Genomic DNA, 21819 nt, shown 5'->3' on the forward strand with positions numbered 1-21819 from the left:
GTACATGGAGCGGATTTTCGCACCGGATGTATGGGAGGCCGCAACCGGCCTCGTGGCCGATCCGCCTCACCTATAGATATCCGGGCGTGCGCCCCGGGGCTGGAGTCGATGTGGCTATTTCTGAACAACTGCCCGACGTCATTTCCGACCAGGGAGAGAAAGCTACCTCTCGCGCCAAGCGAGCAACCTCACAGACCGGTGCAGCCAAATATGACGCTGCGGCCGGTCTTGCTGTATCCGGCGAAAGTGCCGCGACAGATGACACCCTGTGGAGCTTTGTCATCGACACCTCGGTCTTGCTCTCGGACCCCCGCGCCCTGCTGCGGTTCGCGGAGCATGAAGTCATTGTGCCGATCGTGGTCATCACGGAACTCGAAGGCAAGAGGCACGACCCCGAACTGGGATACTTCGCCCGCAAGGCGCTCCGGCTCCTGGACGACCTCCGCGTCCAGCACGGCGGGCTCGACCGCCCGATCCCGCTCGGTGACGACGGCGGCACCCTCATGGTGGAGATGAACCACATCTCCACCGAGGTCCTCCCCATGGGATTCCGCGGAGGGGACAACGACAGCCGCATCCTCGCCGTCGCGAAGAACCTCGCCAACGAAGGCCGCAACGTCACTGTGGTCTCCAAGGACCTGCCGATGCGCGTCAAGGCCTCAGCCATGGGGTTGCTGGCAGACGAGTACCGCAACGAACTGGTGAAGGATTCCGGCTGGACCGGGATGGCGGAGGTGGAAGCCAGCGAGGAGGACGTCGCCACGCTCTACGGCCACGAGCCCGTCTTTATCCCGGCCGCGGCAGAGATGCCCGTCAACACCGGACTGGTGCTGCTCTCGAACCGGGGCTCAGCACTGGGGCGGGTGGGCGCCGACAAGCAGGTCCGGCTGGTCAAGGGGGACCGCGACGTCTTCGGACTCCACGGCCGTTCCGCGGAACAGCGGCTGGCCATCGACATGCTGATGGATCCCTCCGTGGGCATCGTGTCGATCGGCGGCCGTGCCGGCACCGGAAAGTCGGCGCTGGCACTTTGTGCGGGCCTCGAAGCCGTGCTGGAACGCCGCGAACACCGCAAGGTCATCGTCTTCCGGCCCCTCTATGCGGTGGGCGGCCAGGAACTCGGCTACCTGCCCGGTTCCGAATCGGAGAAGATGAACCCGTGGGCGCAGGCCGTCTTTGACACCCTCGGTGCCCTGGTCAGCCAGGAAGTCGTCGAGGAAGTCATGGACCGCGGCATGCTGGAAGTCATGCCGCTGACCCACATCCGCGGCCGCTCGCTCCATGACGCGTTCGTGATCGTCGACGAGGCGCAGTCCCTGGAGAAGAACGTCCTCCTCACGGTGATGAGCCGGATCGGCCAGAACTCGAAGATCGTCCTGACCCACGACGTCGCCCAGCGCGACAACCTGCGGGTCGGCCGGCACGACGGCGTGGCCGCCGTCGTCGAAACCCTCAAGGGACACCCGCTCTTCGGGCACATCACCCTCACCCGGTCCGAGCGCTCGCCGATCGCGGCCCTCGTCACGGAACTGCTTGAAGGGGCGGAAATCTAGGCCTCTATGCTACTGAAGGGCCGTGGCCGGGTTCGCCCGGCCACGGCCCTTCGCCGTCGCATTCGATCATCCGGCTCCCAACACCGTCCCCAGGACGTCTGAGGCGGGGATTGCGCCGATGTGACGGGAGTCGATTGACGTTTCGCGGTTGTCACCCAACACGAAGAGGTGGTCCGCGGGAACTGTCACGGTCCCGAAGAAGACGCCATCTATGGTCCGTTGGTCCACGAACCGTTCCGTAGCAGGCGCCCCGTCCACGAACAGGACGCCGTCGCGCATAGAGACCTCCTGCCCTTCGAGCGCCACGACGCGTTTGAGCAGCATGCCGTCGTTGGGCATCTGGTCGTCGTCCGGCCGGCTGAACATGACCAGCTGCCCGGTGTGAAATCCGCCCAAGCGGGGGGCGGCCTTGTTCAGCCAGACCAGGTTACCGGCCTTGACGGTGGGCTCCATGCTGTCTGAGCTCACCATGACCGGTTCGAGGACCCAGAGACGGGCCGCCAGCAGCACCCCGAGGCATGCTCCGGCCCCGGCCAGCGTCCGCCTGTTCATCCTTACCGCGCCTAGCCCTGAACCGGATCCCAGAGCGCTGGCGAGGACGTGATCGGATCATTGGGATCGGCCTCGTCGGGACCCAGCCCCACCCTGAACTGCAGCATCATGGCGTGGTCCTCGTGGGCGAGGTTATGGCAATGGACCATATAGCGGCCCCGGTGCGGTCCGAAGTGAACCAGCAACCTGACAGTTTCCCGTTCCCCGACATACACGACGTCCTTTGGACCCTTTTCGTAGGGGAACGGAGGCTGTCCGTTGCGGCTGAGGACTTGGAAGTCCACGAGGTGCAAATGCATGGGGTGAAACCAGCCATCGGAGCTGTTCTGGAGTTCCCAGATTTCCACTGTGTCCAGCGCGGGATCGGCCATCACCCGCTTGAAACCGCTCGCGATGACTTCCTCCCAGGTCAGATCGTCAATGGTCCAGATGTTCGTAACGTCATCGTGCTTGATCCTGAACTTGCGTGTTTTGGTTGCAGCTGCGGAGGTGAGGTCCATCGGATGGCTCGATGCAAGCGTGCTCGGAATCTGGTTCCAGGTGGGATCGGCAGTGTTGACGGCATCGGCAACGACGTCGAACGCCATGATCTTGCCGGTGTTGTCGAAATCCCGGTTGTTGTCGTTGGAGAGGTTCCGGAGCTCTACCCGCGTTCCTGCGGCGTACTTGCGGAAATCTATGAGGACCTCGTACCGTTCGGCACCTGCGTGGCGCCAGGACCCGACCGTCTGTGCTGCGGGCATCAGGCCGGCATCGGTGGCCACCACAGTGACCGGGTCGCCGGTACTAAGCGTGAAGCGGTAGGAACGCGAGACCGAGGCATTGAGGATCCGGAAACGGTAGATCCTCCTCTGAACCTTCATTACGGGCCAGGGCTTTCCGTTAACCAGAATGACGTCGCCCCAAAGGCCTGAGTGCTGGCGGTCGTCGAACCCCAGGGTGCCATCAGCCGCGAACATGGCGTCGCTTACCGTCAGCGGAACGTCAAAGGTGCCCTGGGGGAGCAGGCCCTTCTCTACCGGATCGGAGATGAGGTACTGGCCGGCGAGCCCCGAATAAACGTTCTGAGCGGTGAAGTGCACCGAGTGGTCGTGATACCAGAGCGATCTGGCCGGCTGGAAGTTCGGATACTGATAGTCCTTGTAGAAACCCGGCAGCGTGAGGTCATTGGCGTAGCCGTCGAACTGGGGAAGCGAGGCAGAGCCATGCAAGTGGGTTGATGTCGGGAGTGCGTAGCCCAGCTTTGGGTGCTTGGCCGGCAGCTGGTTCCTGAGATGGACGACCGCCCGGGTGTCTTTGTCAATGCGGATAGTGGGCCCGGGGAAGATACCGTTGTAGCCGAGGATTGGCGTGCGCAGTCGGGCGAGGATTTGCGCGGTGGCCAGCCGTTGCGTCAGGGTGTAGTGCTGCGTTTTGACGCCGTTGGCGTCAACGGTCGTTTGGAAAGAGAGCGGAGGGGCAAGCGTCAGCGGCGTCCTGTAAGGCCGCGGCATATCGCTGTCACTGAGCTTGCTGGCAGATTTGGCGCTGACGCCCGAAATGGGGACCGTCACAATGCCTGCCCCAACGATTCCAATTCCGCCAAGAATGAGTGCCTGCCGCCGTGAAATGGCCATGATAGTCAGCTTTCTCTATGCCGCCTTCGTGTTTCCGTTAGAGTGACCCACCGAGCTTGGGAAAACCTTCGGTACACCTAGCCCGTGTGATGTGCCAGGCCCAAGGACAGCCGTGCGTCTCCCGGTCCTTCCAGGACCAGCGCTACAGCTTTGTCCGGCACTTCGAATACAAGGGTCTCGGCCACGGATTCGCCCTGGCCCAGCCGGGCTGCCCCAATTGAACTCCACACCGGATCCACGCCGGTGGAACCCAAGCCGGTCACCGTGAAATCGCCGGTATGGAATTGGACACCGTCCTCTTCCAGGGCCGTGATCCGCACTATGATCTTCACGCGGTGGCTCCCTGCCGGCGGACTGGCGTCGAGGAAGTCATCATCCCCGGGTGGTTCCCAGTCATCGACCTCCAACGGAACTATGCCGCTGATGCTTGCCATGCCGCCGGGGATGGACGCCGCGGCACCGAGAGGAACACTCGGGAGCGGTGTCGCCGTCAGGAATAGGTACGCCAAGGCAATACCAATGGAGCATAGGAGGGCAGCGGGAATGAGCATCCGCCGTGCCCTGGTCTTTGGAGCCTGGGCCCGGGCCTCGATTACGGTCTTGGTCATGTCGCCATTCAAGCCCGGCAGGCTTGGGAAAGCCTTGGCCCGTCGGGGAGGCGGAATCGCTGTAGCTGGTTCCGCCTCAGAGCCCCAGGAACTTGGCCGTGGGTCCGTGGCCCTCCACCTTCAGCGTCCAGTCGGGGCGTTTGAAGGTGGCCGGGGTGACTCGGACCTTCTGGACGTCCTCCGTCTTGCCGCCCCACGAGGCCCGGGTGACGCCGTTCAGCTCGTAACCGAGGGCGCGGGAAACCCCGAGGGACTTCTCATTCCACGCCGCAGCCTCGGATTCGGCCACTTCCGCTTTTAGGTGGTCGAAGGCATAGCTGACGACGGCGGCCCGCATCTCCTTGCCAAAGCCCTTGCCCTGTGCCGATTTCGTGAGCCAGGAACCGGTGGAGACCGTCCTGAGCGTCGCGAAATCCTTGGCCTCGATGTCCTGGCAGCCGATGAACCCGCCGTCGTGCCAGATGCCGAGAAGAAGAGTCCACTCCTGTGGCGACATGTTCCCCCGGCACCGCCAGTACCACTGCGCCATATTGGGTCCGAGCTCCTCTGCCGGGGACTCTGCCCAGGGCCGGCTGAAAGGGCTCTGGCCGGGTTCGTGGACGCCGCTCAGGGCCGCCTGTACCGCCGCCGGAATCTCTTCGTCGCGGATGGGACGGAGGGTGAGGCGGGGCGTGGCCAGCGTGAGGGCGAACGGGGGCCAGTAGGAGGCAGGCTCAGTCATCAGCGAAGCCTAACCGGAGCACCGGTGGGCTGCCAGTCACACGCCTCGGGAGATGTCCCAGGTGATGTGGCGGCGGACGTCGGTCAAGTTCATGGATTCGGCCACGAACAGATCATCGAGCATGTAGTCGTCAACTGCCAGGATCCGGAGCCAGTGGCCGGAACCCCTCGATTCATTCTCCAGCGAGCGGCTTGAGACGCAGACTCCGGTTCCGACGTCGATCCTTATCAGGTTCCGCCCGGGCCGGCACAGCGGCGCTCCGGGGTCCGAGGGGCGGTAGGCGGCGTTGGGGATCACGACGGCTTCCAGCGCAGGGCGGCCCTGATGGTCAACAGAGAGAATGGGGCCGAGGTCGACGGCATTGGTGTCCGGGAATTCGATAGGCACGGGGGAGTTGCCGGCCAGTTCCACCGGATCCAGCGCTGCGGCAAAGCGGCCGTTTCCGAAACAGGGCTCGCCGTAGGCGGCCTCCGGGCGACGGCGGACCAGTCCGCCGTCGTCGTACACAGGGGTGACCAGTTGCGGAGGCAGGAGCCACGACTTCCGGGTGGAGCTGACGTAGAAGCCGTCTTTGGAGTCATTGATGCCGGTGGTGCTATGCAGCACCACACCGGCAGCGGATTCCAGCCGGAGGGCGCCGGGCCGCCGCAGCCAGGCTTGCACTGTGTTGTCGGGGTCCGGGTTTTCGGCATCCGTGCTGGAGTCCCGGTTTGGAAGATCCGCCGAGGGCCGGTCCACATACTCGAAACGAAGGCTCTGCCACTTCCAAGGCGAGGATCGGCACAGGTTCCGGAACGTCATGGCCATGTCCGCCGGCTTGTTCCGCTGACCGGCTTCCCCCTGGCGCCTCGCGTCCCATGTCGACATATCCACAGTTTACGCGCGGGCTCAACAGCGGAGCGGGAAAATCCAGTAGCATCCGAGGGTGATCCAACGACTGGGCGAACTTTGGGAATCCACCCCGCTGGCCTTCTGGCTGGTGCTGGCGGCCTGCGCCTACTTCGGCGTGATGGCCGTGCGGCTCACGGTCATCGACGTCAGGCACCACCTGCTGCCGAACAGGATTGTGTTCCCGTCCTACGCAGTGGGCGGAGTGCTCCTGCTGGCGGCGGTTGCCACCGTCCTGGTAGCGGGCGCGGACGCCGAGGCAGTGCCCGACGGCGCCGCCCGGCTCTTCGGACTGCCGGGCGTACGCATCCTCGCCGGGGGAGCGGTGCTATGGCTCTTCTACTTCATCCTGCGCATGATTTATCCGCCGGGAATGGGATTCGGCGACGTGAAACTCGCCGGTGTGCTGGGTCTGTACCTCGGTTACCTCGGCTGGGGCCACGTGTTCGCCGGGACCTTCGCCGCATTCCTCCTGGGCGGTCTGTGGAGCCTGGGCCTGCTTGCTGCCCGCCGCGGCACGCTCAAATCGGACATCCCTTTCGGCCCGTTTATGCTGGCAGGCACGGCCGCGGCCATGTTGCTCCTGCCTGCTGGCTGACGGCACGGATCGGCGTGGTGCACCTGCACGGATCCGGCCGCCGGATCCCGCTAGGCTGAAGGTATGGCAGCACCCGACTTCATCCTCAAGCTCCGCGAAAAAATCGGCCATGATCCGTTGTGGATTCCCGCGGTACGAGGGGTGGTTTTCAACGACGACGGCCACGTCCTGCTGGGCCAGCGCTCCGACAACGGCAGGTGGGCGCTGATCTCGGGGATGCTGGAGCCGGGAGAGCATCCGGCCCCGGGACTCGTGCGGGAAATTTTCGAGGAGACAGCGATCGTGGCGGAAACGGAACGCATGGTTTCAGTCGGCGTCGTGGGGCCGGTCACTTTCCCCAACGGCGATGTATGCGACTTCCTGGACATTGTGTTCCGTTGCCGCCACGTCTCCGGCGAAGCACGTGTGAACGACGACGAGTCCCTGGCCGTGGACTGGTTTCCCCTGGACGGGCTTCCGGAACTCCGGCCCGGGGACCGCGAGTGCATCCGACGGGCGCTGCTGCCCGAGGACGCCGTCCACTACGAACCCTAGCGAACTCCTAGACGGAGGCGGACTGGCGCTCGGCCTCCAGGCGCTCCGCTTCTTCGCCGCCCACAGCCTCGCCCCGGGCCACCATTCCGGCGGTGTCCGAGAGCGGGATCTGCTTCAGCGTCAGCGCGAGGATCAGCGCGATGCCCAGGAATGGCAGCAGGTACCAGAACACCGGCGCCAGCGAATCGGCATAGGCGTTCACAATGGCGTCCCGGAGCTGTTCCGGGAGCTGGCTCAGGGCCTGCGGGTCCAGGGTCCGGGTCGACTGCGCGGCCTGGTCCGCTGAGGCCCCGGCCCCGGTGAAAGCATTGGCCAGGGCCTCTGCCAGCCGTGAGGTGAAGATGGAGCCGAACACGGCCACACCCAAGGAAGCACCCACTTCGCGGAAGTAGTTGTTCGTGCTGGTGGCCGTACCGATCTGCTCCGCGGGCACGGAGTTCTGAACCACCAGGACGATGACCTGCATGATGGAGCCCAGGCCGGCGCCGAACACGAACAGTTGGACGCAGATCACCCAGATGGGGGTGTCCGCCGTCAGCGTGGTCAGCCAGAGCATGGCACCCATGGTGAGCGCGGCGCCCACGATGGGGAACATCTTGTACTTGCCGGTCTTCGAGATCCGGATGCCCGAATAGATGGCCATGCCCATCAGGCCCACCATCATCGGAAGCATCAGCAAGCCGGATTCGGCGGCGGAGGTGCCGGAGGACATCTGCAGGAACGTGGGAACGAAAGCGATGGCAGCGAACATGCCCAGCCCCAGCGTGAAGCCGATGGCTGTCGAGTTCACGAAGATCCGGTTCTTGAACAGCCCCAGCGGGATGATGGGGTCCTCGGCACGGCGTTCCACCATGACAAACGCGGCGGCGGCCACAAGGAGGCCCGCGCCAAACGCCCAGGTCAGCGGCGAATCCCAGCCCTCGTCCTTTTTGCCGCCGAAATCGGTGAAGAAGATCAGGCAGGTGGTGGCTGCGGAGAGCAGCAAGACGCCGAGGATGTCGATCCGCTTCTCGGCCTTCTTGTTCGGCAGGGTCAGGGTGAACCAGGCGATGGCGAAGGCGGCGACGCCGATCGGGATGTTGATGTAGAAGGCCCATTCCCAGGTGAGGTGGTCCACGAAGTAGCCGCCCAGGAGCGGGCCGGCGACGGCGGAGAGGCCGAAGATGGCCCCGAGCGGGCCCATATACTTGCCGCGGTCCTTGGCCGGGACGATGTCGGCGATGATGGCCTGCGAGAGGATCATCAGACCGCCGCCGCCCAGGCCCTGGACGGCTCGGAATACCACGAAGCCCCAGAAATCGGTGGCGAACGCGCAGCCCACCGAGGCGAGGGTGAAGAGTGCGATGGCCACGAGGAACAGGTTACGGCGGCCGAGGACGTCGCCGAACTTGCCGTAGATGGGCATCACGATGGTGGTGGCCAGCAGGTAGGCGGTGGTGATCCAGGCCTGGTGTTCCACCCCGCCGAGCTTCCCCACGATGGTGGGCATGGCGGTGGAGACGATGGTCTGGTCCAGGCTGGAGAGCAGCATGCCGGCGATGAGTGCGGAAAAGATGATCCAGATGCGTTTCTGGGTCAGCAGTAGCGGCTCGGCTGCCGGCTTGGGAGTGACGGCGGTGCTCATGGGCGTCCTTCTGCGGGTGCGGGTTCGTGAAATTCCTGGGAAAAAAGCCGGCGGGCGGCGGAGATGTTCTCCAGCAGCAGCTCCCGGTAGGGGCGGGTATTGCCCTCGGAAAAATAGACCATACTGCTCTTGCGGGCGATATTTCCCAGCAGGACAACGGCCATCTGGACCACTGGGTGGTCAGGTGCAACGCCTTCGCGGAGGGCGACGTCTTTGGCGAACTCTGCCTCCCGCTGCTCGGTGGCCCCGATGATCCGCAGGATTAGCTGGGGCTCCTTCTTGATGACGCCGATCAGCTGGCGGGTGTCCTCCTCGGAAGCGGCCATGTTCTCGGACAGCCTCAAGGAAAGGGTGGCCAGGTCCTGTAGGAGTGTGGGGGAGATGATGCCTGGCGGTGATGACTGGCCGCCGGCGATGAACTCGTCGATGACTTCGTGGGGAAGTTCGTCGTCCGCGTGGCCGATGATGGCATCCTCTTTGGCCGGGAAGTAGTTGAAGAACGTACGGCGCGAAATGCCCGCTTCGCTGCAGACTTCATCCACCGTGTACCCGTTCAGGCCGTGTGCGGCGGTCAACTTCCGGGCCGTGGCGGTGATCGCCGCCCGGGTGGCGGCCCGCTTACGCTCCCTCAGACCCCCCTCAGTAACTGCACTTTCGTTCATATAGTACATATTTGCACTCAACATAAATTAGTGCAAATTACGGCGATAAAGAACGACGGCGGCCGCCCGCCTTCGCTGGGAAGGTGGGCGGCCGCCGTCGTACTTTTTAGGGACCTAGGCCTTGTGCGGCGGCCGCGTCATCGACATCACGTCGAGGGCGGTATCCAGCTGCTCTTCGGTCAGCTCGCCGCGCTCCAGGAAACCCATGGCGACGACGGTCTCGCGGATGGTCAAACCTTCAGCCACTGCCTTCTTGGCGATCTTGGCTGCATTCTCGTAGCCGATGAACTTGTTCAGCGGGGTGACGATGGAGGGCGAAGCCTCGGCGAGGAAGCGGGCGCGCTCGACGTTGGCCGTGATGCCGTCGATCATCTTGTCGGCCATGACGCGGCTGGTGTTGGCCAGCAGGCGCACGGACTCGAGCAGGTTGGCGGCCATGACGGGGATGCCGACGTTCAGTTCGAAGGCGCCGTTGGTTCCGGACCAGGCGATGGCGGTGTCGTTGCCGATGACCTGGGCGCAAACCATGATGGATGCCTCGCAGATGACGGGGTTGACCTTGCCCGGCATGATCGAGGAACCGGGCTGCAGGTCCGGGATGGCGATTTCGCCGAGGCCGGTGTTGGGGCCGGAGCCCATCCAGCGGAGGTCGTTGTTGATCTTCATGAAGGAGATCGCGATGTTGCGCAGCTGGCTGGAGGCTTCGATGAGGCCGTCGCGGTTGGCCTGGGCTTCGAAGTGGTCGCGTGCTTCGGTCAGGGGCAGGCCGGTGTCGGTGGCGAGCAGTTCGATGACGCGCTCCGGGAAGCCTGCCGGCGTGTTGATGCCGGTGCCCACGGCGGTGCCGCCGAGGGGAACTTCAGCCACGCGGGGGAGCGAGGCGTTGATGCGTTCAATGCCGTACCGGACCTGTGCGGCGTAACCGCCGAACTCCTGGCCCAGGGTCACCGGGGTGGCATCCATGAGGTGCGTCCGGCCGGACTTCACGACGTCCTTGAACTCGACGGACTTGCGGTCCAGTGAATCGGCCAGGTAGCCGAGGGCCGGGATGAGATCGTTGATCAGCGCCGACGTGGCAGCCACGTGGACGGACGTGGGGAAGACATCGTTGGAGGACTGCGAGGCGTTGACGTGGTCGTTCGGGTGGACAATCTTGTCGCTGCCGGCGGCCTTGAGGGCACGGGAGGCGAGCTCTGCGATGACCTCGTTGGTGTTCATGTTGGAGGACGTGCCGGAGCCGGTCTGGAAGACGTCGATCGGGAAGTCGCCGTCGTACTTCCCGGCAGCAACCTCATCGGCGGCATCCGCGATCGCCTTGGCCAGCTCGCCGTCGAGCACTCCAAGTTCTGCGTTGGCCTGGGCGGCAGCCTTCTTCACCCGGGCGAGGGCTTCGATGTGGGCGCGTTCCAGGGTTTTGCCGGAAATGGGGAAGTTTTCAACTGCACGCTGCGTCTGGGCACGGTACAGGGCGTTCACGGGGACGCGGACTTCGCCCATCGTGTCATGTTCAATGCGGAATTCTTCAGTGGAAGTCATGGGGCTAGCTTAGGGCGATTGGCGGTCGGGGCTAAAACCGTGAAGCGCTTGAGTCAGCCCCGGCCACCGCCCGTTGGCCGGGGATTTAAAGTTCGCCGATCCCCGAAACAAGGTCGGCCTTGCCCTCTTTCAGGCTGTAGGAGAGGCCGATCACAGCTGCGCGTCCGGTTTCGATGGCGTTCGAAATCACACGTGAGCTGTCCACGAGCCGTTGTGAAGTCTGCTTCACATGCTCAACCACCATGTCGTTGACTTCGGTTTCGTTGTTGCGCAGGGAGGTCAGCACTGACGGCGTGATCCGCTCGACGAGGTCGCGGATGAAGCCCACGGGCATTTGGCCCGTCTCAACGGCGTCCTTCGTGGCGCTGACCGCGCCGCAGCTGTCATGGCCCAGGACCACAATCAGCGGCACGCCCAGCACACCGATGCTGTACTCCAGCGAGCCGAGTACTGCGTCGTCGATGACCTGGCCGGCCGTACGGACAACAAACGCGTCGCCCAGGCCGAGGTCGAAGATAATTTCAGCGGCGAGGCGCGAGTCCGAGCAGCCGAAGATCACGGCGAACGGGTGCTGGTTTTCCACAAGCGAGGACCGGCGTGAAGCGTCCTGGTTGGGGTGCGAAGATTCTCCGGCGACAAAACGCTCGTTTCCTTCGCGCAGTCGCCGCCATGCCAGAGCTGGAGTCAAGTAAGTAGCCACGGGGCCACTTTACGGCGAAGGAGTGGGTGAGGGTGAAACCGTTGCGGCCGGATTACTTTCCAGTGACTTCACGACGGCGTCCGCCAGCGCGGCGAACTCGTCAAGTTGGGCGGTCCCGGTCAACACAACGGTGGTGCCTTTGTGGGCGAGGACCATGCTCCGCTCGCCCTTGCCTGTGTCGCGGAGTTCCCAGTCCAGGCCGCCGGCATTGCGGCTTCCGGTCACGGGGGCGTTCCTGGTCTGTTGGAGCAGCCATGTCGGGTTCGCCCGGGCGGTCTGGACCAAACCGATGAATGACTCCTTCGGCGTGAGGTATCCGACCTCCCACGTTGGCACGCCGCTGCCGGTCCCGGACTCCCAGCGGGCGTAATTCGGACTGAATGTGTCGCCGGTCTCGGGTGTCACCGGTGTGAATCCCGCCACACCGGTGGCGTTTTGCGCTACCGCACTCACATTGACGTTCGGCCGGTAGCCGTCTGACTTCGGCGAGGGGTTCATCAAGACGATGGGAAGAAACGCAGCGACACTGACCAGCAGCGCGATGATCATCCCGATGACCGACGCGTTGGCCCTTTTCGCCGCAGCCGCGCGGATAACGGGCTTAACCACCGGTGCATCCGGTGCGCCCTCGGAGCTGGCGGGGGAGCCCGTGCCGGCCGTCTGGTTCTTGGGGGTGGACTTGTCCTGCGTTTCGCTCACGCTTCTATAGTCGCGCATGTGAATGCCGTTCTCACATTCCTGCCGTGCAGCCGGTGAGGAAACGCCGTGTTTCACGGGGTGGTCATCCCATGACCTTCTGATGCTGCCGCGACTATGATCAGTAGCAGAGGAATCACCGTGACGGACTCAGACCGGCCGTACGGGTTCAATGATCGCCACTCGAAGAAGAGGTTCACGTGTCACCAGCGCCTATGACCCAGCAGTACTCCACGATTTCGCCGTCGCTTGCCGTAGGCATTGACGAACCGGACCGTAACCTTGCCCTGGAACTTGTCCGCGTCACCGAAGCCGCGGCTATTGCCGGCGGCCACTGGGTTGGCTTCGGCGACAAGAACAAGGCTGACGGCGCAGCAGTTGACGCCATGCGTTCCTTCCTGCAGACAGTCCACTTCAACGGTGTTGTGGTAATCGGCGAAGGCGAGAAGGACGAAGCTCCCATGCTTTTCAATGGCGAGCACGTCGGTGACGGCACGGGTCCCGAGTGCGATGTCGCCGTCGACCCCATTGACGGAACCCGCCTGACCGCACTGGGCATCAACAACGCCCTCGCCGTCCTCGCCGTCGCAGAACGCGGCTCCATGTTCGACCCCTCCGCCGTGTTCTACATGGAGAAGCTCGTCACGGGTCCGGAAGCCGCGGACATGGTTGACCTGCGACTGCCGGTCAAGCAGAACCTGCACTTAATCGCCAAGGCGAAGGGCGTGAAGGTCAACCAGCTGAACGTCATGATCCTGGACCGGGACCGCCACCGTCCCCTCGTGGAGGAAATCCGCGAAGCAGGCGCCCGGACCAAGTTCATCATGGACGGCGACGTCGCCGGCGCTATCGCTGCCGCCCGCTCCGGCACCGGCGTTGACGCGCTCATGGGCATTGGCGGCACGCCGGAAGGCATCGTCGCCGCGTGCGCCATCAAGTCCCTCGGCGGCGTCATCCAGGGCCGCCTCTGGCCCACCAGTGACGACGAGAAGCAGAAGGCCATCGACGCCGGGCACGACCTCGAGCGGGTGCTTTCCACCAACGACCTGGTCTCCAGCGACAACTGCTACTTCGCGGCCACGGGCATCACCGACGGCGACCTGCTCAAGGGCGTGCGCTACTCCAAGGACAAGGTCCTGACCCAGTCGATCGTTATGCGGTCCAAGTCCGGCACCATCCGCTTTGTGGACGGCGAGCACCAGGCCAGCAAGTGGGAAGGCTACGCCCGCAAGAGCTAGTCGCTCCGGGTTACCCGCTTTATTCAGCGCGAACGGGCAGCACATGCCCTCAAATCCAAGATTTGGGGTCGTAAGCTGCCCGTTGGCGTTAACACAAAGTTCGACGGCGTGCGTCTCAAGGGTAGGGGGGGCTCGGCTCAGCTGCGGAGGGCGCGGAGCTTTTCGCGGGCTTTCCGGGCGAGCTGGTAGGCGCCATAGCGGACCTTTTTCACGGGCAGGTCCCAGGTGCCCGGATAAGCGATTTCGCGCCCGCCGAACGACTTCTTGAACGCCGTGAACCCGGCCCACTTGTGGTTCGGCTGGTCCTCCGGGGCAACGCCCCACAGGTCCACATGCTTCAGGCCCTTCTCCTTGGCATCCGCCATGAGGGTCACCAGCAACGGTATGCCCGCACTCAGCTTGCGGTGCGAGTCGTCAAGGGCCGCGTGGGCGTAGGTACGGGTATCGGCAGAGTCGTAGGCCAGCGCCGCGGCAATGGGGCCGCCGTGGCGTTCGGCGATGAACAGGGTGGCCGCACCCGCAGGCATGAGGGACCGCGCCACCTGGCTGAGGTACTCATCGCTTTGCGGCTTGAACCCGCTCCTCTTGGCTGTCATGTGCAGGAAATTCAACAGGATGCGGACGTCGTCGGGATCCTGCGACGCCCGGAAAGTCACGTCCTTTTTGTGAATGTTCCGGTAGAGGTTCCGGTTCACCGGTTTCATGGCGGCGAGAACATCCTTGAAATCACGGTCCAGATCCACGATCCAACTCAGTTCCGGCTGCTGGTTGACGGGGGCGGGCCGCAGTCCACGGCTTCGCAGCACGGACTGCGACTCGGCGGTGTCGAATCCGGCGCTGGCCGGCTCGATCCGGACAAACGCTGCGCCGCAGGTGCGGGCCAGTGCCACAAGGGCGGCCAGGGCGGCGTCGAATGCTTCCAGGGACTCCGCCACGGGACCGTACGGCGCGTAAAGGACCTTGCCCGCCGGATTCTTCTCTTCCACGGCCAGGAAGCTCCAGCCGGGGCCGGACTGTTCGTGTACCGTGCGGCCCAGGGAGCGCTGGAAATCGGCCCACTGCGGGGTCTGCAGGAAGTACTCCATCGGATCAGGCCCCCAGCGCGGTGGTCACGGCAAAGGCAACGGCAGTCCCGGAGGAACCGGCCGCCGGATGCACGTTGACCGGAGCCTCAGCGGCGGGGAGGAAGGCACTCGCGCCGCGGTCAAGATGGAGATCGCCTTTGGGGGAGTCCAGCAGGACGGAACCGGAGACCACGATAATCACTGCCGCGCCGGACTGCGCCAGCGGGACAGGCCCGCCGTCGGGCTCCAGCTCGATCCGCTGCAGCTGGAATTCACGGAACGGCGGCCGGTAGAGTTCCTGGCCCAGCTCGGACGTCTCTGCCGGCAGCATCGGCACTCCCACCGACTCGAACTCGACGGTGGCCAACAGCTCGGGGACGTCCACGAACTTGGGCGTCAGCCCGCCGCGGAGCACGTTGTCCGAGGAGGCCATGACCTCGATGCCCAGCCCGTGCAGGTAGGCGTGGACGTTTCCCGCCGGCAGGTAGACGGCCTCCCCGGGGGCCAGCGAGATCCTGTTCAGCAGCAAGGAGATGAGCACTCCGGGGTCGCCGGGGTAATGGCCGTGCAGGCTGACCACCGTGGACAGTTCGGTCTGGTAGGGGGACATCGGCAACCCGGCCTTGAGCGCTGCGACCAGCTCACGTACCGCGTGCGAGACGGCATGGCCTCCTCCGATGAGCCGGGTGAACGCGGCTTTCAGGGCGTCGTGCTCCGCCGGGGCAGACAGGTCCGCCACGACGTCGAGGAACACGTGGGGGACATCCAAGGACATCCCGTGCATCGACGCGGCCAGATGCTCGAAGAGGGCGCGCGTGGACGCAGCCGGCCGGAAGCCGCAGAGCGCCTCGAACGGCGTCAGCGCGAAGATCATCTCCGGCTTGTGGTTGTCATCCTTATAGTTCCGCTCCGCAGCGGAACGGTCGACGCCGGCAGCCTGCTCGCGGGCGAAGCCCGCCCGCGCCTGTTCCAGCGTCGGATGGACCTGAAGGGACAGCGGGCTCTCCGCGGCAAGCACCTTGAGGAGAAAAGGCAGCCGGGGCCCGAACTCGGCCACGCTGGCACTGCCCAGGTGGTGGCCGGGGTCGGAACTGATCAGCGCATCCAAAGCCAGCGGACCGCCGTCGGCCGCTGCTGCCACGGACGGCGAGTCCGGGTGGGCGCCGACCCACAGCTCCGCTTCCGGCCCACCGGAGGCCTGCCTGCCGAGCAGGCCGGCAATGGCCGTGGTGGAGCCCCAGGCGTAGGGCCGGAGGACATTCTCAATTTCGTACACAGCCAGGTGTCCTTTATCTCATTGCAGCAGTTACGGCGTCAGGCGGTCGGGCAGGGGGCGCCTACAACGGGCGGCATTGGCCGTTCGTGGCCACAAGGTCGCGGATCGCCTGCTCGTTGCCCTCACGCTTGAACTGGTTGAGCATCTCTTCCGTGATGGGCTCGCCGTCGGGGGTGGTGGTCACCGGCGTGAAGTCCGACGACGACGGCGAGGGCGCCGGCTGGGTCAGGGGTGCCGCCGGTGCGGCCGCCATGAGGGGGCCAGCGGCCGTGCCGGCCTGCACGATGGTGTCCTCCCCGGCGGGATTACCGGCGGCTCCGGCCGACTCGGACTGCGCGGCCAGCAGCTGGTCAACCCTGTCGTGGATCTGGTTGAAGTCCGGCACCGTGGAGAACGAGGCGTCGAAGTCCGGCGGTCCAATGGTCAGCCGGCTGACTTCCTTGCCTTTGGCTTTCATGGCCAGGTCCACGAAGCTGCCGAGCTGGCTCGCGGAAATGTTGGAGTCAACCACCTTGGTGCCCGCGTTGGCGATGTCCTCGAACTTGGCGAGGAGCGTTGCCGGGTCCAGCTGCTTCAGCATGGCCTGCTGGACGCATTGCTGACGCTGGATGCGTGCGTAGTCATCAACGAATTCCCGGGAGCGGCCGTACCAAAGGGCGTGGTAGCCGTTGAGGTGCTGTTCACCGGCCGGGATCCAGCCGAGGGGCATTCCGTGGATGCCGTTGGCCTCGTCCACCATGTCGCCGCTCAGCGGCACCCAGCCTCCGGCCTTGATCTTGATGCCGCCCATGGCGTCGATGAGCTTGGCGAATCCGTCCATGTCCACCAGGACATAGGCCTGGACGGTGATGCCGAGCGTACCCGAGACAGCCTCGAGGGTTGCCTGGGCCCCGGGATCGGCGACGCCGGGGTAAAGGTCCGCGTGCTCGTTGGTCACTTCGGTGTTGATCGCATTGATGAGGCACTCGTTGCCGCAGTCGTAACCGTCCGGATAGATCTGCCGCATGGGGGACCCCTCGCTGAACTGTGCGTTCTGCAGGTTGCGCGGCACGGAGATGATGGCTGTCTGGCCGGTCTTGGCGTCGACGCTGAGGACGGAGAGGCTGTCCGGGCGCCGGCCCGTGCGGTCGTCGCCGGCGTCGCCGCCCATCATCAGGAAGTTGTAGCGGCCGTCCACGGGGTCGATTGCGGGGCCCGCCGAGAAGATGCTGCCGATCGCGTTCCGGCTCACGTTCAGCACGTACGCGGCGTAGCCCAGTGTCCCGCTGCTGAGCAGCATCGCCAGGACCAGTGTGACGCCGACGACCGGCCTCATTCCGGGGGCCAGCAGGACCGGCCGGATCAGCCTGAGGGTGTTGACGAACAGCGCGGCCCAGCCCAGTGCGAGGGCAATGAGGATGATGATGATCAGGAGTGAGGCCACCGTGTTGGTGAGGATCCCGATCAGGAGGGTGCGGTTCACCAGCAGCAGCACCAGTCCCGCAATCGCCAGTCCCCAGACAGCGAGGGTCACCCGGAGCGCGATCCTTCCCAGTTTCCGGTCGCCGGCCACGATCTGGGCACTGCCCGGCACGAACAGGGTCAGCAGCAGGAGGACAAACGCGCGTTTGGTCCTGACGGGCGCCGGAGCGTTCGCCGGGTTGCGGACGGGGTCCGTCAGGGCCTGTTGCGGCACCTGGGGGCGGGAGTGGCTGGTGGTCATCTACTGATTCCTAACGGCTGCCCCGGAGAACGACGTTGCCGTCGGAGAACACTTCGCTGACTTTGTGCCGCAGGGCCGCGCCCTTGCGGGTGGCGACGTCATTGAGCTCCTGCGCGAACTCAATCAGGTCACCGCGCAGGCGGACCGCGAGGTCGTCCGTTCCGGATGCCAGCATCCGGACGGCCAGCAGGCCGGCGTTGCGTGCCCCTGCGATCGACACTGTGGCCACGGGAACGCCGGCGGGCATCTGGACGATGGACAGCAGCGAGTCCATGCCGTCGAGCGTCTTGAGCGGGACGGGGACGCCGATGACCGGCAGCGGCGTCACGGACGCAAGCATGCCGGGCAAGTGTGCCGCGCCGCCGGCTCCGGCGATGATGACGCGGAGTCCGCGCTCGTGGGCCGTCTGGCCGTAGCGGATCATTTCGGTGGGCATGCGGTGGGCTGAGACCACATCGGCCTCGAACGGGATGCCGAACTCGGCAAGGGCCTCTGCCGCGGCTTCCATGACGGGCCAGTCGGAGTCCGAGCCCATCACCAGGCCCACGAGGGGAGCGGCGTTGTCCGTGTCCGCCGGGCGGATCGATGCGGGCGTGCTCATACGGTCTCCTCGGAGTTCCCTGGTGCTGGTCGGGCCGGAGCGCGGCCGTCCCTGATGATGTTGGCTACGGTGGTGGCGCGCTGCCGGACGGAGTCGACATCGGAAGCTGCTGCCCCCACCAGGTTGACGTGGCCGATCTTCCTGCCGGGCCTGACGGCCTTGCCGTAGCAGTGGATCTTCGCTGCCGGCTCGCTGGCCATGGCCAGCGGATACGCCGAGAACAGGTCCTGGTTGTCGCCGCCAAGGAAGTTCTTCATCACAACAATCTGTCCCAGCGCGTCGGTCGCTCCGAGCGGGAGGTTCAGCACGGCACGCAGGTGCTGTTCGAACTGGCTCGTGACCGATCCGTCCTGGGTCCAGTGGCCGGTGTTGTGCGGGCGCATTGCGAGCTCATTGATCAGGAAGCCTGACCCGACGCCGGGGGTTTCAAAGAGCTCCACGGCCATGACGCCGGTGACTCCAAGTTCGTTGGCGATCCGGATTGCGGCGTCTTCGGCGGCCGCGGCGACCTCAAGCGGAATGTCCTGGGCCGGGGCGATCACTTCGTCGCAGACACCGCCCACCTGGATGGTGTGGACCACGGGCCAGGCCCGGGATTCGCCGTCAGGAGTCCTCGCGACGAGTGCGGACAGTTCGCGGCTGAACTCCACCTTGGCCTCGGCCAGCAGCGGGGTCATGGCCGCAAACCAGTCGGCGGTGTCGGCGGCTTCGTCGGCCGATCCGACCATGCGGACGCCTTTGCCGTCGTAACCGCCGCGGGGCGTCTTCAGCACCACGGGCCAGCCGGTCTTCTCACCGAAAGCAACCAGGGCCTCGACGTCGGCAACGGAAGCCCAGGCCGGGTTGGGCAGCTCAAGCCGGTCGATCGCTGCACGCATCACCAGTTTGTCCTGCGCGTGGACCAGGGCGTCCGGTCCGGGCTGGACGTTGACGCCGGCCTCCTGCAGGGCCCGCAGGTGGTCGTTGGGGACGTGCTCATGGTCAAAGGTCATGACGTCGAGCCCTCGGGAGAACTCGAGGAGGGCGTCAAGGTCCTTATAGTCGCCCACCGGCGACGTCGGCACTGCGGAAACCGCGGAAACGTCCTCGCCTTCGGCCAGGACACGGAGTTCAAAGCCCAGGGCCGTTGCGGCGGGGGCCATCATGCGGGCTAGCTGGCCGCCGCCAACTACGCCTATTACTGGAAAAGTCACAAGAGCCAGCCTACAGAAGAGCAGCGGTGTTCCGGGCTTCACCACTGTTTCAACCGGGAATTTTGCGTCATAGCGGCGCCGCAGGAGACCGCGCTCCCGGCCCGGCGGGGCGGCTCCCAGCTTTGCGGGCTAAAATAGGTTCTCGGCCCTGTGGCCTGAAATTTCAGTCGGCCATGGAGGGTCATGTTTTACACACTTGCAGAACGTTTGCGCGGACTCGCCTCGCTTTTCTGGCGCGAGGTGGCCAAGTTCGGCGCCGTTGGCGGTGTCGCCTTCGTTATCGATAACGGCCTGACCTACTACCTGATGCACGGCCCCATGACGGACAGCGAGGCCAAGGCCCGGTTCGTCGGCGCCACGATTGCCACGATTTTCTCCTGGATCGCGAACCGGTTCTGGACCTTCCGCCACCGCCGCCAGGACAACGTGATCCGCGAGTTCTTCATGTTCATCCTGATCAACGGCATCGGCATCGGCATTTCGACCGGGTTCACGGCCCTGGCCAAGTATTCCTTCGGCATCACGGACAAGAACATGCTGTTTCTGGCGGGCGTGGCCGGCATCCTCGTAGCCACCGTGGTGCGCTTTTTCGCTTACAGGTTCCTCGTTTTCAACAAGGAACTCGACGAAGAGCCGGCTTTCTCGCACGACCACGAAATCATGGAATTGCACCACCACCACCAGAACCAGCGCCCGGTACGGGTTCCAGCCACCGAGGCGCCGGACCAGGTGGAGGATACCGACCTTCCCGGTCCGACCCGCAGCAGCTAGGCCGGGCGGGGACTACCCTCCCTGGACCCGTTCGTCGCTGAGGAGCTTGTCCGTCACTGTGACGTCAGGGTGGACCAGCACGACGGACCCACCGCTATGCCAGGCACCCAGCGACTGGGCGAGGGCAGCTTCCAGCCCGTCGCCGGCCCGGACCAGTAACCTCACTCCCGCGTCGTGGGCGGCAGCGAACCCTTCCAGCAGGTCTGAGTGCGGATGCAGGGTGCCGGCCGACGACACGACGGCCCGGTTGGAACCTTCCGGATCTTCGTGCGCCATAAAGACGTCGCCGTGCGAACGCACTTCGGCGGCGAAATCGACGACGCCGGGCGGCAGCTCCCCGGGCCAGCGCATGGCCAATGCCGGCAACGGCACCGCGATGACGGCGTCGTACGCGCCGTGCTCCTGCCCGGCGTCCGGTGACTCGGTGGCGAGGAGGTCGGCGCCGGCGGAGTCAAGGACAACTTCCATACCGAGCTGCCAGGCGGCGAGGGCCAGGACCATGGACTTCCAGTGCGCCGGAAGGTCCAGCCGCAGCCGCATCCCGGGCTCGGCGTCAAGTTCGTCCTGCAGCAGGTTGCTCGTCTTTGCGACCCAGTTGTCCAGGACGCGGCCGGACAGTTCCACCCGCTCGGCGTCCGGTCCGTACCAGGTCAGTCGCGGTGAGGTGGAGTGGCCGGACCGCAGGGCAGTCATCAGGTCGATCGCCGGGATGTTCATGCCAACATCTTGCCACGGTGCCCGCCGGGGCGGGAGGTGCCAGGCGGGGCCGCGGGGGCCGGGGACAGCCCGCAGGGCCATGTGATCTGCGCCACGTTGGTTTTTGCTAACTTTGTTGGCGAAAATCACAGTTGCAGGCGGATTCCCCGGAATTCCCGGAAAATTCACAGGAAACTAGTCAGTATGCTGTCAAAATTCCCGTGATGGCGGCGAGCCGGCCAAAAATCACGGGCGTGGCGTGGCGGCGGATTCCGTCCAGAGTTGATTATTATCCCGGCTGCCGCTTGACTCCCGACTACTTACACACGTGTAATTAGTTATCGAACGCCAAGCGCAAAATGCAGGCCACACAACCGAGTGTCCACGTATTCAGCCACGGGCAGCAATTCAGGAGGGACGCCACAAATGGGGCAAGTTGAGCGTATCCAGGAAGATGCAGTCGTCGCCGGACAGGCGTCGGCAAAGTACCGCTCACGCGGCGTACCAAGCGATTGGTATGTAGATCCGGCCGACCCGGATGCCGCCGAGCGGTACAACCAAAGCACCAGCGATTTACTGCAGGACCAGGCCACGGCCTTCCTTGCGGCGCACGAAGCCCTTCTGGCGGGCAACCCGGACCAGGACAATGATCTCCACGATCCTCCAATGGAATTGCGGACCCTCCATTCGGAAACCACCGCGCAGCCGGTCTGGATCGGGCTTCCTTTCGAGCAGAACTTCGACGACGAAGGCGAACTCGGATGGCAGACGGACGCTTTGTGCGCCCAGACGGATCCGGAGGCATTCTTCCCTGAAAAGGGGGGCTCCACCCGTGACGCCAAGAAAGTCTGCGGCGCCTGCAACGTACGCTCTCAGTGCCTGGAATACGCGCTGTCGAACGACGAACGCTTTGGCATTTGGGGAGGCCTCTCCGAGCGCGAGCGCCGTCGGCTGAGGAAGCGAGCAGTCTAATTCTTCAAGTAGTACATG

22 protein-coding genes are annotated in these 21819 nt (G+C 64.9%); 6 read left to right on the forward strand and 16 right to left on the reverse strand.

What is annotated here, in order from left to right; translation table 11 throughout:
- The first annotated feature begins 110 nt into the window (after positions 1 to 110).
- On the forward strand, positions 111 to 1553 hold the full coding sequence (locus ACSQ12_RS06105; protein WP_436064726.1) for a PhoH family protein: 1443 nt from the start codon (positions 111 to 113) through the stop codon (positions 1551 to 1553).
- Positions 1554 to 1619: 66 nt separating this feature from the next.
- On the opposite strand, the gene lepB is transcribed toward ACSQ12_RS06105, so the two are convergent.
- From lepB to ACSQ12_RS06130, 5 genes are all read right to left on the reverse strand, one after another.
- Positions 1620 to 2105, reverse strand: coding sequence for a signal peptidase I (lepB, locus tag ACSQ12_RS06110; protein ID WP_436064727.1), 486 nt, complete (start codon positions 2103 to 2105; stop codon positions 1620 to 1622).
- A gap of 11 nt (positions 2106 to 2116) precedes the next feature.
- Positions 2117 to 3721, reverse strand: coding sequence for a multicopper oxidase family protein (locus tag ACSQ12_RS06115; protein WP_436064728.1), 1605 nt, complete (start codon positions 3719 to 3721; stop codon positions 2117 to 2119).
- A 77-nt stretch (positions 3722 to 3798) separates the two neighbouring features.
- Complete coding sequence (locus ACSQ12_RS06120) at positions 3799 to 4329, reverse strand: hypothetical protein (RefSeq protein WP_436064729.1); 531 nt, start codon at positions 4327 to 4329, stop codon at positions 3799 to 3801.
- 76 nt (positions 4330 to 4405) lie between these two features.
- Positions 4406 to 5050 carry a GNAT family N-acetyltransferase gene (locus tag ACSQ12_RS06125; RefSeq protein WP_436064730.1) on the reverse strand — a complete coding sequence of 215 codons (645 nt, stop codon included), beginning with the start codon at positions 5048 to 5050 and terminating at the stop codon, positions 4406 to 4408.
- Positions 5051 to 5086: 36 nt separating this feature from the next.
- Entirely contained in the window at positions 5087 to 5917 is an 831-nt protein-coding gene (locus ACSQ12_RS06130) for a hypothetical protein (protein WP_436064731.1), read from the reverse strand.
- A gap of 58 nt (positions 5918 to 5975) precedes the next feature.
- On the opposite strand from ACSQ12_RS06130, the gene ACSQ12_RS06135 reads away from it, so the two are divergent.
- Complete coding sequence (locus ACSQ12_RS06135; RefSeq protein WP_209746584.1) at positions 5976 to 6536, forward strand: prepilin peptidase; 561 nt, start codon at positions 5976 to 5978, stop codon at positions 6534 to 6536.
- 63 nt (positions 6537 to 6599) lie between these two features.
- Positions 6600 to 7070: an NUDIX hydrolase gene (locus tag ACSQ12_RS06140; protein WP_209746582.1), complete on the forward strand. Its 471-nt coding sequence runs from the start codon at positions 6600 to 6602 to the stop codon at positions 7068 to 7070.
- A 7-nt stretch (positions 7071 to 7077) separates the two neighbouring features.
- On the opposite strand, the gene ACSQ12_RS06145 is transcribed toward ACSQ12_RS06140, so the two are convergent.
- The 5 genes from ACSQ12_RS06145 to ACSQ12_RS06165 all read right to left on the reverse strand — a co-directional run bounded on the left by ACSQ12_RS06145 (position 7078) and on the right by ACSQ12_RS06165 (position 12309).
- Positions 7078 to 8694: an MDR family MFS transporter gene (locus ACSQ12_RS06145; protein WP_436064732.1), complete on the reverse strand. Its 1617-nt coding sequence runs from the start codon at positions 8692 to 8694 to the stop codon at positions 7078 to 7080.
- A complete protein-coding gene (locus ACSQ12_RS06150) occupies positions 8691 to 9356 on the reverse strand; it encodes a TetR family transcriptional regulator (protein ID WP_436064733.1) in 666 nt (221 codons plus the stop codon). The genes ACSQ12_RS06145 and ACSQ12_RS06150 overlap by 4 nt, the downstream gene beginning before the upstream one ends.
- A gap of 114 nt (positions 9357 to 9470) precedes the next feature.
- Positions 9471 to 10892, reverse strand: coding sequence for a class II fumarate hydratase (locus tag ACSQ12_RS06155; protein ID WP_436064734.1), 1422 nt, complete (start codon positions 10890 to 10892; stop codon positions 9471 to 9473).
- A gap of 85 nt (positions 10893 to 10977) precedes the next feature.
- Positions 10978 to 11592, reverse strand: coding sequence for a carbonic anhydrase (locus tag ACSQ12_RS06160; RefSeq protein WP_209746574.1), 615 nt, complete (start codon positions 11590 to 11592; stop codon positions 10978 to 10980).
- Positions 11593 to 11601: 9 nt separating this feature from the next.
- On the reverse strand, positions 11602 to 12309 hold the full coding sequence (locus ACSQ12_RS06165; RefSeq protein WP_436064735.1) for a DUF4245 domain-containing protein: 708 nt from the start codon (positions 12307 to 12309) through the stop codon (positions 11602 to 11604).
- A gap of 194 nt (positions 12310 to 12503) precedes the next feature.
- Here ACSQ12_RS06165 and glpX point away from each other — a divergent pair, with 194 nt between their 5' ends.
- A complete protein-coding gene (glpX, locus tag ACSQ12_RS06170) occupies positions 12504 to 13526 on the forward strand; it encodes a class II fructose-bisphosphatase (protein ID WP_175417425.1) in 1023 nt (340 codons plus the stop codon).
- 137 nt (positions 13527 to 13663) lie between these two features.
- Here the strand turns inward: glpX and ACSQ12_RS06175 are convergent, their stop codons facing one another.
- From ACSQ12_RS06175 to ACSQ12_RS06195, 5 genes are all read right to left on the reverse strand, one after another.
- Positions 13664 to 14611 (reverse strand): lipid II:glycine glycyltransferase FemX, encoded by a 948-nt coding sequence (locus ACSQ12_RS06175; protein ID WP_209746570.1) that lies wholly within the window; start codon positions 14609 to 14611, stop codon positions 13664 to 13666.
- 4 nt (positions 14612 to 14615) lie between these two features.
- A complete protein-coding gene (gene manA, locus ACSQ12_RS06180; RefSeq protein ID WP_436064736.1) occupies positions 14616 to 15866 on the reverse strand; it encodes a mannose-6-phosphate isomerase, class I in 1251 nt (416 codons plus the stop codon).
- A gap of 61 nt (positions 15867 to 15927) precedes the next feature.
- Positions 15928 to 17568 (reverse strand): LCP family protein, encoded by a 1641-nt coding sequence (locus ACSQ12_RS06185; protein WP_436064737.1) that lies wholly within the window; start codon positions 17566 to 17568, stop codon positions 15928 to 15930.
- A gap of 10 nt (positions 17569 to 17578) precedes the next feature.
- Entirely contained in the window at positions 17579 to 18169 is a 591-nt protein-coding gene (gene purE, locus ACSQ12_RS06190) for a 5-(carboxyamino)imidazole ribonucleotide mutase (RefSeq protein WP_209746564.1), read from the reverse strand.
- Positions 18166 to 19314, reverse strand: a complete 1149-nt coding sequence (locus ACSQ12_RS06195; RefSeq protein WP_436066947.1) for a 5-(carboxyamino)imidazole ribonucleotide synthase — start codon at positions 19312 to 19314, stop codon at positions 18166 to 18168. The genes purE and ACSQ12_RS06195 overlap by 4 nt, the downstream gene beginning before the upstream one ends.
- A gap of 231 nt (positions 19315 to 19545) precedes the next feature.
- Between ACSQ12_RS06195 and ACSQ12_RS06200 the strand changes: the two genes are divergently transcribed.
- Positions 19546 to 20133 carry a GtrA family protein gene (locus ACSQ12_RS06200; protein WP_209746560.1) on the forward strand — a complete coding sequence of 196 codons (588 nt, stop codon included), beginning with the start codon at positions 19546 to 19548 and terminating at the stop codon, positions 20131 to 20133.
- Between the two features lie 12 nt (positions 20134 to 20145).
- Here ACSQ12_RS06200 and ACSQ12_RS06205 read toward each other — a convergent pair whose 3' ends face one another.
- Entirely contained in the window at positions 20146 to 20850 is a 705-nt protein-coding gene (locus ACSQ12_RS06205; RefSeq protein WP_436064738.1) for a TIGR03089 family protein, read from the reverse strand.
- Between the two features lie 405 nt (positions 20851 to 21255).
- Between ACSQ12_RS06205 and ACSQ12_RS06210 the strand changes: the two genes are divergently transcribed.
- The gene (locus ACSQ12_RS06210) at positions 21256 to 21801 is read left to right on the forward strand and encodes a WhiB family transcriptional regulator (protein WP_436064739.1); all 546 of its coding nucleotides are present in this window, start codon (positions 21256 to 21258) and stop codon (positions 21799 to 21801) included.
- Positions 21802 to 21819 lie beyond the last annotated feature (18 nt).

Origin of the sequence: Arthrobacter sp. LjRoot14 (assembly GCF_964253905.1) — a bacterium.
In the GTDB taxonomy this organism is placed as follows: domain Bacteria; phylum Actinomycetota; class Actinomycetes; order Actinomycetales; family Micrococcaceae; genus Arthrobacter.